Consider the following 12,951-nt stretch of genomic DNA (forward strand, 5'->3'; position numbering starts at 1 on the left):
GCTATCCGCTGCTCCCCACGCAGCCAGACCGTGACCGGCCGTCCCGCCCCCATGCGCGTTGTACAATGCGTCGTTCCCCCTCCCCGTCGCGGCGATGAAATTACGTACCCATTACTGGCTGCTCGCTTTCTGCATCGTGTTCCCGGTCGCCGTTTTCTGCAGCATCGCGCTGGATATGCTGCTGTCCTCGCAACGCGCGCAGTCGATGAACCATATCGAGGAAAGCGCGCGCTCGGCGGCGCTGGAGATCGACGCCGAGGTGCGCCGCGCGCAATCGGTGCTGCGCACGCTGGCCAATTCCCACGCGCTGGCGAGCGGCGACATGCGCCGCTTTTACGCGGAGGCCGGCGCCGCCAACGCCGGGGAGGGCGGCTGGATCATCCTGTACGACGGCGAGGGCCAGCAGTTGATCAACACCCGGCTGCCCTTCGGCGCCGATCTGCCCCGGCGGCCGGACGTCGACGTGCTGCGCAAGCAACTGGCCAGCGGGGCCGGCGTGGTGTCGGCCGTGAAGTGGGGCCCGAGCCTGAAGCGCCAGTTTGTCGCCGTCGAGCAGCCCATCACCACCGCGACCGGCGCCAGGCACGTGATCGCGCAGGCCTTCGCGCCGGAATACTTCACGCGCACCTTTTCCGGGCGGGCGATCCCGGCCAGCTGGCCGATCTGGGTCATCGACGGCAACGGCGCCCTCATCGCGCGGCGCGACAAGGGGGATGGGAAAACGGGCCACCCGGTGCCGGCGGCAGTGCTGGCCGCCGTGCGGGCGGCGCCGGCCGGCGCGCTGCGGCACGAGGCGCCCGACGGAACCGAGGTGTATGCCTATTTCGTCCATTCCGGCTTGTCCGACTGGGCCGTGATCGTGGGCGCGCCCGTGTCCGAGGTGGACGCGCGGGTGCTGGAGGGCATGTCGGTGGCCATCATCGGTTTCCTGATCGCGATCGTGGGGGCGGTGTCGCTGGGCGTGCACACCGGCCGGCGGCTGGTGCGCTTCGTGTCCGGCGCGTCGAACGCGGCGCGGGGGCTGGGCGGCGAGGCCGCCGTGGTCGGACTGCGGCATTCGAACATCGGCGAGATGGAGGCGCTGAACGAGGCGATACGCGAGGCGGACGCGCGCCTGCGCCGCGAGATGGCGTCGCGCACCAGGGCCGAACGCGAACGAAACGAATTGCTGGAGCGTGAGCGCGCGGCGCGCGAGACCGCCGAACAGCAGAACGCGGCCAAGGACGAGTTCCTGGCCATGCTGGGCCACGAGCTGCGCAACCCGCTGGCGGCCATCACCAGCGCGGTGGCGGTGCTGGACCACGCGAGCGTGCCGGGCATGCCGGCCGAGGCGGGCACGCGCGCCCGCGAGGTGCTGCGGCGCCAGACTTCGCACCTGGGTTCGCTGGTGGACGACTTGCTGGAGGTGAACCGCGCGCTGATGGGCAAGCTGGCGCTCAATTGCCAGCCGCTGGACTTGGCCGACGCCCTGCGCTGCTGCCTGGAGACGCTGCACGCCGGCGGCAGGCTGGCCGCGCACGGCTTGGAGGTGGCCGCCGCCAGCGCGCCGGTGCTGGCCGACGCGACGCGGCTGGCGCAGGTCATCGACAACATCCTCGACAACGCCATCAAATACAGCCCGCCCGCCACGCTGATACGCGTCGCCGTGGCGCGCGACGGCGACGCCGCCGTGCTGACGGTGCGCGACGAGGGCATGGGTATCGCGGCGGATCTGCTGCCGCATGTGTTCAAGGTGTTTGTGCAGGGCAAGCAGAGCTTGCAGCGGGTGCAGGGCGGCCTGGGGATCGGGCTCACCCTGGTGCGGCGGCTGGTGGAGATGCATGGCGGGACCATCGTCATCGCCAGCGCAGGGGCCAACCAGGGCACCACGGTCACCGTGCGGCTGCCGCTGAACGTGGCCGGCGAGGCCGGGGCGGGCAACGCGGGCAAGGGGGATCTTACGGCTGCTCCAGACAACGCGGCCGGGGCGGATTTTACGACTGTTGTGGCTGTTGCGGCTGGCACGGATGGCGGGATCCACGCGGGCAAGGCGGAGACCGCGGCCGGTGAGGCCGCAACGGGCAATGCGGTCGTGGGTGCGGTGCGCGACGTGGCGCCGTCGGCGTGGTGGCGCTAAGGGCCCGCGGGCCCCGGCCTACAGGTGGAACAACTGGCTGTAAATACGCGCCGCCATCAGTCCGGTGGGCTGGTGCTGCGCGGCCGGCGACATCAGCCGCGACAGCGTCGACATCGCCTCCTCCTTGCTGTCGGACGCGGCCAGCCGCGCCTCCAGCAGCCGCAGCTCGCTGCCGATCGCCTCCCACGCGTGCTCGTCGGCGGGGAAGTGGTGGCGGATCACTGGCCGGTCGTGCAAGCGCGTCTCGGCCGGCGCGTAGCTCGCGGCGCGCGGCGGCGGCGCGTCCAGCGGGTCGCGCGGCGGCATCACCGCCTGCGGACCCGGCGTGGCGGCGGGCAGCGGCAGTTGCGCCACCAGCGCGTGCAGCTTGAATCCCTCGTCCACGCCGCGGTAAAAGGTGACGGGATCGGCCACGCGCGCCATGATGCCGCGCAGGCTGAACAGCGCGGACGGCCCGCTGCCGGCCGCCTGGCCCGGCTCGGCGAAGGCGTCCGCGTCGATGCCCATTTCGTTCAATTCATAACGCGCCACCAGCAGGGCGGTGCAGGGTTGCTGCCGCGCGATGTTGTAGCCGATCAGCTCCGGCAGGTAGGCGTCGCAGTGCTGCGCCAGCGCCAGTTCGACCGCCGCGCCGCGGTAGCAGGCCTCCGGCAAGTCCTGCACCAGCGGGCATCCGTTGGATTCCAACAACGCCTGGTAGCGCAGGTATTGGTTGTTGGCAGGCACGCCGTCGCCCAGCAATTCCAGATAGCTGCCTATCATGGGCTGGAAGTCCATGTCGTTCCAGCGTCCGATCACGCCATACAGCGAGGCGCCGGCCGTCAGCCGGGCCGGGGCGGCGGCGCCCAGGAATTGACGCGCCTGCGCAACATTGGCGAAGTGCCGGCGCGGCGCGCCGTCGTCGCGTTCGCACTGGTAGCGCCGGTAGGCCGCCAGCGCGCCCTCGGCCTCGCGTCCCAGCCAATCGCCCAGCAATTCATAGTGCGGAGGCAGGCCGTCCGCCCGCGCCGCCGCCTGGTTCAGCTGCCTGCCCAGGTAGTGTTCGGCGTCGGCGGCCCAGGCCGTGTCGCTGTGTCCCGCCAGGGTGGTGTAGATGCGCCGCGTCGCATCCTGGTTGAGGGCGGCAACGTTGTTCTGCATGGCTGTCTCGACAATGTAGTTTTTTCCAGTATGCAAAATAGTGCTTTCCATGCGTAGCGGCCAGCAACCCGCCCACTTGTAAGACTACGCTGACAATGGCAAAAAATCATGTAAAAAAGTAACACTATGATGTAGCGGTGGTACACTTCAATGATGGCAGTCAACGTTTGGCTGCGTTGTCTAACGCATCACAGGTGTCACATCATGGAACTGCAACCTCTCGCTACCGAACACGCCACCATTTTGCGCCCGGAAGGCCGCATCGACCACACCCACGCCGACGCCTTCAAGCAGGCGCTCGATTCCCACCTGGGCGATTGCAAGGCGGGCGGTTGCCGCCTGGTGATTGACCTGGGCGGCGTCACCTACATCAGCAGCATCGGTTTGCGCGCGCTCATGCTCGCCATTAAACAGGTAAAAGCCCAGGGAGGGCGCATGGTATTGGCCGGCATGACGCCGCTGGTGCTGGAAGTGTTCAAAATCAGCCGCTTCGACATGCTGTTCGAGATATTCCCCGACCAGGATGCGGCCTTGGCCGCGCTGGCGGCGGCATGAAGGCGCGCATCTGGGGCGCAAGGGGCTCGCTGCCCGTTGCGTTGACGCACAAGCAGATCCGCGCCAAGCTGGTCACCGCGCTCGAGGGCGCCATCGGCCGCGGCCTGGACGACAGCGCCAAGATCGCCGACTACATCGACAACCACCTGGGCTTCGAGGTGCGCGGCACCTTCGGCGGCCATTCCAGCTGCGTCGAGGTGGAGGCGTGGGACCCGGACACCACCCAGGAACACGTGATCCTGGACATGGGCAGCGGCGTGCGGCCGCTGGGCGGCTCCAAGCTGGCCAAGTACGGCCCGGGCAAGCCGCAGACCTACCACGTGTTCATGTCCCACCTGCACTGGGACCACATCATGGGCTTCCCCTTCTTCACGCCGGCCTACATCCCGGGCAACCGCATCGTCATCCACGGCTGCCACGCGGAGCTGGAGCGGGCCTTCCGCCGCCAGCAGGAGGCGATCAGCTTCCCGGTGACGTTCGACCAGCTGGGCGCGAAGATCGAGTTCCGCCAGATGGAGCCGGGCGTGCCGGTCGAGATCAACGGCCTGCGCGTGACGGCCAAGCTGCAGCTGCACGCGGGCGACTCCTACGGCTACCGGCTGGAGCACGGCGGCCAGACGCTGATCTACAGCACCGATTCCGAGCACAAGCTGGAGGACGAGGCCGAACGCCAGGCCTTCGTCGACTTCTTCCGCGACGCCGACCTGGTGATCTTCGACGCCATGTATTCGCTGGCCGACGCCATCTCCGTGAAGGCGGACTGGGGCCACTCGAGCAACGTGGTGGGCGTGGAGCTGTGCCAGCTGGCGCGGGCGCGCCGCCTGTGCCTGTTCCACCACGAGCCGATCTACGACGACGCCCAGATCGCGCGCGTGCTGGCCGAGACCCGGCGCTACGCCGAGATCACCGGCGAGGCGCCGCTGGAGGTGCTGGCCGCCTACGACGGCATGGAAATCGACCTTTGACCACGGCGGCTCCGCCGTCCCCGACATGCAGCGCTACCTGAATTACCTGCCGGCCGGCCTGCGCGTGCGCGGCCGGCCCACCGCCTTGCTGCTGACGCTGCTGTTCGGCATCATGCTGACCTCCACCGGCGACGGCCTGCTGCCCGGCCTGCGCCTGGCGCTGTTCGACGGCTACCAGCGGCTGATGCCGCGCGCGCGCGAGGCCGCGCCGGTGCAGATCGTCGCCATCGACGAGGCCGCGCTGAAGCGCTACGGCCAATGGCCATGGCCGCGCACCCGCCTGGCCGAACTGATCGAGCGCATGGGCGAGCTGGAGCCGCTGGCCATCGGCCTGGACATCTTCATGCCCGAATCGGACCTGACCTCGCCCGAGGCGCTGGCGGCCCGCCTGCCGGAGGGCCAGGAGGGGCTGAAGGCGGCGCTGACGGCCATGCCGCACTACGACGACTTGCTCGCCAGCACCATCCGGCGCCACCCCATCGTGCTGGGCGCGGCCGGCTTCGCCGTGCCCATGCCCGGCTCCACCACCGCCGTGCGCGCCTGGCCGGTGCTCACCACCGGCGGCCAGGCGCAGCCCCACGTGACCCAGTTCCCGCAGGCGCTGGCCAGCCTGCCCGCGCTGCAGGCGGCCGCCAGCGGCCAGGGCCTGCTCACCACCACGCTGGAGCATGGCGTGGTGCGGCGCGTGCCGCTGGTGGCGGCGGTGGGCGAATCGCTGCTGCCGTCGCTGTCGCTGGAACTGCTGCGCGTGACCACCCGCATGCCGGCCGTGACCCTGGAGGTCGGCGGCGGCGGCGTGAAGAACGTGTCGATCGGCGAGCTGGTGATCCCCACCCAGCCCAAGGGCGACGTGTGGGTGCATTACAGCCGGCCCGCGTACGACCGCTACGTGTCGGCGCTGGACGTGATGGAAAAGCGCGTCTCGCCCGAGCTGCTGGCCAACAAGATCGTCATCGTCGCGTTCACCGGCCTGGGCCTGATGGACTTCAAGACCAACGCCCGCGGCGACTTCATGCCCGGCGTGGACGTGCACGCGCAGCTGATCGAAAGCTTCTTCGACGGCCGCTTCCTGCAGCGTCCGGACTGGATGCGCTGGGCCGAGTCGGCCGCGCTGGTGATGTGCAGCCTGTTGCTGATCTGGATATTGCCGCGCCTGCCGCTGCGCACCGCGGTCTTCGTCGGCCTGGGGTTGTCGGTGGCGCTGTTCGGCGGCGGCGCGGCGGCCTTCGCCTACGGCGGCCTGCTGTTCGACGCGGCGGGCGTGTGGCTGGCCATGTTCGCCACCAGCATCAGCCTGCTGGCCAGCCTGTTCGTCAACGAGGTGCACGAGCGGCGCCGCAGCGACCGTTCGCTGCAGATGGTGCGCGAAACCGCCGCCAAGACGGCCGGTGAATTGAACGCGGCGCGCCGCATCCAGATGGCCAGCCTGCCGGTGCCCGCCGTGGCCTTCCCCGGCGAGGGACGCTTCACCGTGGCGGCGCTGCTGGAGCCGGCCAAGGAGGTCGGCGGCGACCTGTACGACTTCTTCCCGCTGGACCGGCGCCGCGTGCTGTTCCTGATCGGCGACGTGTCCGGCAAGGGGCTGCCGGCCAGCCTGTTCATGGTGGTGGCCAAGGCCCTGTCCAAGAGCATCGCGCTGCGCGACGCGGCCGGCGAACCCGATCTGAGCGACATCGTCAGCCGCGCCAACCGCGAGCTGTTGCGGGAAAACCCGGAGATGCTGTTCGTGACCGCCATCGCCGGCATCCTCGACGCCGACACGGGCGAACTCCTGCTGTGCAACGCCGGCCACGACGCGCCGCGGCTGGTGCACAGCGACGGCGAGCTGGAACGCATGCTGCCGGCCGACGGCCCGCCGCTGTGCGTGCTGGACGATTTCGAGTACCCGGTCCAGCACTACCAGCTGCGGCCCGGCGACAGCTTGTGCCTGACCACGGACGGCATCTCCGAGGCCATGGACGAGCAGGGCACGCTGTACGGCGTCGAGCGGCTGGACGCGCTGCTGGCGCGCACCCACGGCCTGGGGCCCGAGGCGCTGGTGGCGGCCGTGCGCGAGGACGTGCGCACCCACGTGGGCGCGGCCGAGCCGTCGGACGACCTCACGCTGCTGGTGGTGCGCTGGAACGGCTTCCGGGAGCCGACTTAGCCGGCCTGGCCGGCCGGCGGTCCGGTTCGCCCGGGCCGCGCTCCGCAAGCCGGATACGCACGCCGGAGGCATGCGCCGGCGCCCCTTAGCGGACGCGGATCTCCACGCGGCGGTTGCGCTGTTCGGCCTTGCCGTCGGAGGTCGCCACCACCGGCTCGCGCTCGCCGCGGCCGGACACGCTGATGCTGTCGGCCGGCACGCCGGCCTCGATCAGCAGCAGCTTCACGTGTTCGGCCCGCTTCAGCGACAGCGCGTCGTTGAAGGCGGCGGTGTCGACCCGGTCGGTGTGGCCGATGACGATCACTTCCGGGGCCGGGCGCCGCGACATGTCCGCCTTGATCTGCGCCAGGCGGGCGGCCGACTCGGGTATCAGGTTCTCGGTCCCGGTCTCGAAGTACACGGTGAACACGGCGGCGCCCTGGGGCAGGGCGGCCAGCGTGGCGGCGTAACGGGCGCGCACCTCGGCGGCGTTTTCGGCGCCGGCGCTGATCGCCTGCGAGCGGTCCACGGCGGCGCTCTGGTAGGGGCGGTCCAGCACCGCCTCGCCCTTGGCCGAGGTGACCACCACGGCGCTGGGCCGGCCGTCCTGGCTGGGCAGCAGCGTGATGCGCTCGGCGGGACCGGAATTATGCTGGGAGATGGCGGCGATGAGACAGACGATCCAGACCAACGCTCCCATCATTGCTCCCCGACTTCAATCACGAACTCGGTGCCGCGCACGCCCAGCACGGTGCTGGGCGTGGTGAACTTGACGGCGCCGGGCGATTGCTTGGCCAGCTTGCCCGAAATGACGGCCAGCGTGCCGCGCTTGACGGAGGCGTCCAGCGCGCCGGCGTGGGTGGTGCTGTCGAAGGCGAACTTGTCCAGCGCCAGCGTGGTGTTCGGCCCCAGGGCCAGCAGCGTCTCGTCGCGCAGCGTGATGCCGGCGCTGCCGTCCACGCCGGTCACGATGCGGTCGCTGGGCAGCACGGTGGCGCCCACCGGACCGGCCATTTTCCGGCCCTCGCGCTCGATGGTGACGCTGCCCTTAGAGGTTTTGATGACCCCGGCGGGGTTGGCGGACGCCGCGTGGGCCGCCGGCATCGCGAAAACGCCACAGGCGGCCAGCATCGCTGTAACAGTTTGTATTTTTATTGTGCTCATGATCACCCCCAACTATAGACATTCCGATAATATGCTCGAATGGAACAAAAAGGAACCAGTAGCACCGAAAGCGGGATAAATATTGGCACGCGTTTCGAAGCCAGGCTGGCGCTCGTCCCGGTGGTGATGGAGCTGGTGGCGGCGCAGATGCGGCACGCCGGCGCCGAGCCGGACGCGGTGCTGCGCGCCGAGCTGATACTGGAGGAATTGTTCCGCAACAGCGTGCTGCACGGCTATGGCGGCGACAGCGACAAGCCGGTCTGGGTCGCGGCCCACGCCACCGGCTTCTGCTACGAGGACGAGGCGCCGGCCTTCAATCCGCTGGCCGAGCGCCGCGCCGCGCAGGAACCGAACCCCGATCTGCCGATCGAGGACCAGCCGATAGGCGGCGCCGGACTGTTGCTGATAAAAGACATGGCGCGTAGCGCCGACTATCAGCGCTCCCACGGCCGCAACCGTCTGTTCTTCGAGGTCTGAGCCGGGTCTCAGAACTTGGTGAACTGCGTCTCGTCCAACTGCCCGCCGCCGGCCGCCAGTTGGGCGACGCGGACGGGACGGCCCTTGACCAGCGTTGGCTTGCCACCCTTGCCACCTTTACGCTGCGGCGCCTCCGTCTCGCCGCCGTAGCGCTTGAACATCGCCATCAGCTGCGCCAGCTGGTCGGCCTGGGCGCTCATTTCCTCCGATGTGGCGGCCAGTTCCTCCGAGCTGGCGGCGTTGAGCTGGGTGGTCTGGCTCAGCTGGCCCACCGCGCCGTTGATCTGCCGCACACCGGACGACTGCTCCTCCGACGCCGCCGCGATCTCCTGCACCAGGTCCGAGGTCTTGCGGATGTTCGGCACCATGGCGTCCAGCAGCAAGCCCGCCTCGTCGGCCAGGTGCACGCTGTTGGCGGCCACCTGGCCGATTTCCTGCGCCGCCACCTGGCTGCGCTCGGCCAGCTTGCGCACCTCGGCGGCGACCACCGCGAAGCCGCGGCCGTGCTCGTGGGCGCGGGCGGCCTCGATCGCCGCGTTCAGCGCCAGCAGGTTGGTCTGGTAGGCGATATCGTCGATGATGCTGACTTTTTTGGCGATTTCGCGCATGGCCGCGGCGGTGGCCTTGACCACCTCGCCGCCCTTGGCCGCCTCCCGCGCCGCCTGGGTGGCGATGCCGTCGGTGACCCTGGCGTTTTCCGCGTTCTGGGTGATGGAGGCCGTCATCTCCTCGATGGAGGCGCTGGTCTCCTCGACGCTGGCGGCCTGCTCGCTGGAGGCCTGCGACAGCGAACCGGCCGTCGCGCTCACTTCCTGCGAGGCGCCGGCCAGCACCGCCACCACGTGCTGCACGTCGCGCACGATGCCGCCCAGGCTGCGCGAAATCCACACCGCCAGCACGCAGCCCAGTACCGCGATGATGGTCGCGAAGGACAGGATCCAGCGCTTGGCCGTCTCGGTGATGTCGCGCATCTGCGCCGAGGCGGCGCGGGTCTCGGTGGCGTTCAGCGCCAGCAGCTTCTCGCTGGCGCTGCTGATGGCCGCGTCGGCGCCCTTGGCCGCCTTGTCCAGCTCCGCGATGCCGGCGCCTTTCTCGCGCATGGCTTCCAGGTTGGCGATGTGGCCGGCGTAGTCCTTGGTGGCCGTCGCGATGTCGCCGAGCAGCGCCTGTTCCTGGGACGAGTGCGCGCCGCTGGCCTGGTAGGCCGCCAGGCTCTTTTCGATGTCGGCCAGGTCGCCGCGGAATTTGACGGCGTTGTCGCCGCCGCGCAGGATGTAATTCTTGAAATGGTGCACCGCGTGGCCGTGGGCGCTCACGATGTCGAGCACGGCGTCCTTGCGGGCCAGGGTGACGGTCTCGAAACTGTTCCAGTTGCTGTGCATGTTGGCCAGGTTGGCGAAGGCCAGCCCGCCCAGCAAAATGACCATCACGACGATGCCGCCCAGACCCCAATGCAAGCGCGTTTCCATTCTCATCTGTTTCAGCATGACCCGCTCCTATCGATGCCGCCCCGGCTAGGCGTTGGTTCATTGTGACGGATTTGCGCGCGGCGATTCTCTCGAAAACTCACATGGCCAAATACTTCAGGCCGGAACCGTATCCACCACGCAACAATTTCGTCCCTGCCGTTTCGCCGCGTACAGGGCGGTGTCGGCGCGGGCGACCAGGCTGGCCTGGGTCTCGCCGTCGCCGTTGTACAGCGCCACGCCCAGGCTGGTGGTGACGACCATGGTGCCGTCCTCGATCGCCATCTCCTCGCGCACGGCGGCGATGATCTTGCCGGCCAGCGCGGCGGCCTCGGTGCCGTCGCTGAGGTGCTCGAACACGATGACGAACTCGTCGCCCGCCAGCCGCGCCACCAGGTCGGTGGCGCGCACGGAGCGCAGCAGGCGGCTGGAAAACTCCTTGAGCACGGCGTCGCCGGCGCCGTGGCCGAGGGTGTCGTTGATGGCCTTGAAGTTGTCGATGTCCAGGTAGGCCAGCGCCATCGCGCCGCCCTGGCGCTTGCTGCGGTCCATGGCCTGGCCCAGCACCTCCTCGAAGCGGCGCCGGTTGGGGATGCCGGTCAGGGTGTCCAGCCGCGCCAGCTCGTTGAGCTGCCGCTCCACGGCCTTCAGGCGGCTCACGTCGTTGTTCAGGGCGTACACGCCGGCCACGCCGCCGTCGGGCCGCTGGTCCGGCACGAAGGTGGTTTCCAGCGTGCGCACCTCGCCGTGCAGCAGCGCGCGCAGTTCGAAGTTGACCACCTCGCCGCGGAAGGCGCGCTCCAGGTAGGGCTTGATCTTGGCGTATTGCCGCTCGCCCAGCACGTCCAGCAGGGGCCGCGCCGCGAGCGTCGCCGGATCGACGCCCAGCCAGCTCTGGTAGGTCGCGTTGCCGAAACGCATGCGGTGCTCGCTGTCCACGTAGGAGATCAGCGCCGGCAGGTGGTCGGTGATCAGCTTCAGGCGCTTTTCGCTGGCCGCCTGCGTCAGCTCGGCGTTCTTGCGCTGCGTGATGTCCATGGCGAACAGGTAGAAACCGGCCACTTCGCCGTCGCCGCCGATGTCGGGCACCAGGTCTATCATCAGGTGCAGCTGGCTGCCCAGTTCCACCCGCTCGCGCTCGACTCGGATGCGCTCGCCGCGCAGGGCGGCGTCCAGCTTGTCCTGCCAGTCGGCCGCCACCTCGGCGCCGAACACCTCGGCCATGGTCTTGCCCAGCATGGCGCGCGGGTCCTTGCCCAGCAGGTACTGGTAATGCTCGTTGGTGAAGCGGTAGCGCAGGTCGCGGTCGATATAGGCCACCAGGGCCGGGATGCTGTCGGCGATCACGCGCGCGCGCCGCTCGCCGGCGGCGATCCGTTCCTCGTAGGCGACGCGCTCGGACACGTCGTGCAGGAAGGCGGTGGCCAGGAAGCCGCCGCCGTGCGGCACCGAGCCCAGCGACAGCTCGACCGGGATCTCGTGGCCGTCGCGGTGCAGCGCCGTCACGCGCACGCGGGTGTTGACGATGGGGCCCTCGCCGGTGCGGGCGAAGTGCCGCATGCCGGCGTTGTGGGCCTCGCGCATCTTGTGCGGCACGATCAGCCCGGCCACGCCGCGGCCCACGGCCTCGTCGCGGGTCCAGCCGAAGGTCTGCTCGGCCTGCGCGTTCCATTCGGTGATGTTGCCGTCCGAATCGCTGCTGACGAAGGCGTCCGGCGCGTGCTCGAGGATGTTGCGCACCAAGGTCTCGCTGTCGCGGGTGCGCTGCTCGGCGGCGGCGCGTTCGGCCATCAGCGCGTGCAGGGTGTCGCCCAGTTCGCCGATCTCGTCCCGGCGGCTGGTGCGCAGCGCGGCCAGGTCGGAATCGCCCTGGCGGATGCGGGCCAGGCTGCCGCGCAGCCTCTCCAGCGGCGCCATCAGGCGGGCGATCGCCAGCCAGGCCACCACGCCGGCGACGGCGGCGAAGGCCGTGGCGGCCAGCATCGCCTGCCGCCGCAGCGCGCGCATGGGCGCCATCGCCTCGGCCGTGGGATAGCGGGCGCCGACGATCCACTGCGTGGTGCGCAGGCGGCGGTAGGCGTAGATGCCCGGCTCGCCGTCCTTGTTCTGCGCCTCGGTCCAGCCCTCGAAGCCGGCCAGCGCCATGTCGGTGGCCTTGTTGGTGCCGGGACGGGCGTGGATGTGCTGCAGCAGCCGGCTGGGGGTGGGGTGGTGGATCAGGATGCCGCCCGCCGTCATGATGAACATGAAACCGGTCTGCCCCGGCTTGAGTGCGTTGATGGGACCGAAGAAGTCCGATTTCTGCAGGTCGATGCTGCCGGTGATGACGAAGGCGACGTCGCCGGCGCTGTCCAGCACCGGCTGGGTCAGCAGCACCACGGGCCGGCCGGAGATGCGGCTGATGAAGGGCGCCGAGATCAGGCCTTTCCTGGTCTTGAGGGTCTGCTCGAAATAGGGGCGGGCGTTGGCGCTGACGCTGTTCTCGTTCAGGTCCGGACGCAGCGTGGCGACCATCGCGCCGTTCCGGTCGAAGGCGACGATGTTGAAGAACTCGCCATGCACGGCCGGGCGCGCCTTGAGCGCGGTCTGCAGCGCGGCCGGATCGGTGTGGATGCCGACGGGCAGGCCTTCTGGCAGCGTGGCGAGGATGGCGCGCTTGGCTTCGAGCTGCTCGTCGACATAGGCGGCGGCGCTGGACAGGACGGCGTATTGCTGGGTGCCGATCACGGCCTTCATGTCGCGCTCGGCCAGCATCAGGGCCACGCTGGTGACGATGGTGGTGGCGGCCAGCACAAGCAGGATGACGACGGTCGTCATCCGGGATTTCAAGGTACGAGGAAGGAAACCCTTTATGGCCATTAGTTATCTACCTGTCATTTCTTTAGGCAGGAGTATTGCACACCCGGGGGGCGCTAGCCATGGCTATTTTGGGACGTTGCCAAG

The 12,951-nt window shown here is 69.4% G+C and carries 10 protein-coding genes; 5 read left to right on the forward strand and 5 right to left on the reverse strand.

The genetic code is table 11. From position 1 onward, the window contains the following. Positions 1–94 precede the first annotated feature (94 nt). Entirely contained in the window at positions 95–2,116 is a 2,022-nt protein-coding gene (locus BM436_RS32300; RefSeq protein ID WP_093560595.1) for a sensor histidine kinase, read from the forward strand. An 18-nt stretch (positions 2,117–2,134) separates the two neighbouring features. On the opposite strand, the gene BM436_RS32305 is transcribed toward BM436_RS32300, so the two are convergent. Continuing rightward, positions 2,135–3,256, reverse strand: a complete 1,122-nt coding sequence (locus tag BM436_RS32305) for a hypothetical protein (RefSeq protein WP_093560597.1) — start codon at positions 3,254–3,256, stop codon at positions 2,135–2,137. Positions 3,257–3,460: 204 nt separating this feature from the next. On the opposite strand from BM436_RS32305, the gene BM436_RS32310 reads away from it, so the two are divergent. Genes BM436_RS32310 through BM436_RS32320 form a run of 3 tightly spaced genes read left to right on the forward strand, consistent with a single transcriptional unit; the run spans position 3,461 to position 6,922 of the window. Continuing rightward, positions 3,461–3,811, forward strand: coding sequence for an STAS domain-containing protein (locus BM436_RS32310; protein ID WP_093560599.1), 351 nt, complete (start codon positions 3,461–3,463; stop codon positions 3,809–3,811). Continuing rightward, a complete protein-coding gene (locus tag BM436_RS32315) occupies positions 3,808–4,776 on the forward strand; it encodes an MBL fold metallo-hydrolase (RefSeq protein ID WP_093560601.1) in 969 nt (322 codons plus the stop codon). The genes BM436_RS32310 and BM436_RS32315 overlap by 4 nt, the downstream gene beginning before the upstream one ends. A gap of 25 nt (positions 4,777–4,801) precedes the next feature. Beyond that, complete coding sequence (locus BM436_RS32320) at positions 4,802–6,922, forward strand: SpoIIE family protein phosphatase (RefSeq protein ID WP_093560603.1); 2,121 nt, start codon at positions 4,802–4,804, stop codon at positions 6,920–6,922. A gap of 85 nt (positions 6,923–7,007) precedes the next feature. On the opposite strand, the gene BM436_RS32325 is transcribed toward BM436_RS32320, so the two are convergent. Together BM436_RS32325 and BM436_RS32330 are read right to left on the reverse strand one after the other, a co-directional pair. Beyond that, entirely contained in the window at positions 7,008–7,604 is a 597-nt protein-coding gene (locus BM436_RS32325; protein WP_229490934.1) for an OmpA family protein, read from the reverse strand. After that, a complete protein-coding gene (locus BM436_RS32330; protein WP_093560607.1) occupies positions 7,601–8,065 on the reverse strand; it encodes a FecR family protein in 465 nt (154 codons plus the stop codon). The genes BM436_RS32325 and BM436_RS32330 overlap by 4 nt, the downstream gene beginning before the upstream one ends. 39 nt (positions 8,066–8,104) lie before the next feature. Here BM436_RS32330 and BM436_RS32335 point away from each other — a divergent pair, with 39 nt between their 5' ends. Continuing rightward, positions 8,105–8,542: an ATP-binding protein gene (locus tag BM436_RS32335; RefSeq protein WP_093560609.1), complete on the forward strand. Its 438-nt coding sequence runs from the start codon at positions 8,105–8,107 to the stop codon at positions 8,540–8,542. An 8-nt stretch (positions 8,543–8,550) separates the two neighbouring features. Here the strand turns inward: BM436_RS32335 and BM436_RS32340 are convergent, their stop codons facing one another. Together BM436_RS32340 and BM436_RS32345 are read right to left on the reverse strand one after the other, a co-directional pair. Next, positions 8,551–10,029, reverse strand: coding sequence for a methyl-accepting chemotaxis protein (locus BM436_RS32340; protein ID WP_093560611.1), 1,479 nt, complete (start codon positions 10,027–10,029; stop codon positions 8,551–8,553). Between the two features lie 96 nt (positions 10,030–10,125). Further along, positions 10,126–12,825: a PAS domain S-box protein gene (locus tag BM436_RS32345; protein WP_177307702.1), complete on the reverse strand. Its 2,700-nt coding sequence runs from the start codon at positions 12,823–12,825 to the stop codon at positions 10,126–10,128. Positions 12,826–12,951 lie beyond the last annotated feature (126 nt).

This window comes from Pseudoduganella namucuonensis, from assembly GCF_900116645.1.
In the GTDB taxonomy this organism is placed as follows: domain Bacteria; phylum Pseudomonadota; class Gammaproteobacteria; order Burkholderiales; family Burkholderiaceae_D; genus Rugamonas; species Rugamonas namucuonensis.

Bases quoted from the DNA above. Each gene is read 5' to 3' on its own strand.
- BM436_RS32325 (WP_229490934.1), bottom strand. From the start codon at position 7,604: ATGATGGGAGCGTTGGTCTGGATCGTCTGTCTCATCGCCGCCATCTCC.
- BM436_RS32320 (WP_093560603.1), top strand. From the start codon at position 4,802: ATGCAGCGCTACCTGAATTACCTGCCGGCCGGCCTGCGCGTGCGCGGC.
- BM436_RS32305 (WP_093560597.1), bottom strand. From the start codon at position 3,256: ATGCAGAACAACGTTGCCGCCCTCAACCAGGATGCGACGCGGCGCATC.
- BM436_RS32340 (WP_093560611.1), bottom strand. From the start codon at position 10,029: ATGCTGAAACAGATGAGAATGGAAACGCGCTTGCATTGGGGTCTGGGC.
- BM436_RS32315 (WP_093560601.1), top strand. From the start codon at position 3,808: ATGAAGGCGCGCATCTGGGGCGCAAGGGGCTCGCTGCCCGTTGCGTTG.
- BM436_RS32335 (WP_093560609.1), top strand. From the start codon at position 8,105: ATGGAACAAAAAGGAACCAGTAGCACCGAAAGCGGGATAAATATTGGC.
- BM436_RS32345 (WP_177307702.1), bottom strand. From the start codon at position 12,825: ATGACGACCGTCGTCATCCTGCTTGTGCTGGCCGCCACCACCATCGTC.
- BM436_RS32330 (WP_093560607.1), bottom strand. From the start codon at position 8,065: ATGAGCACAATAAAAATACAAACTGTTACAGCGATGCTGGCCGCCTGT.
- BM436_RS32310 (WP_093560599.1), top strand. From the start codon at position 3,461: ATGGAACTGCAACCTCTCGCTACCGAACACGCCACCATTTTGCGCCCG.
- BM436_RS32300 (WP_093560595.1), top strand. From the start codon at position 95: ATGAAATTACGTACCCATTACTGGCTGCTCGCTTTCTGCATCGTGTTC.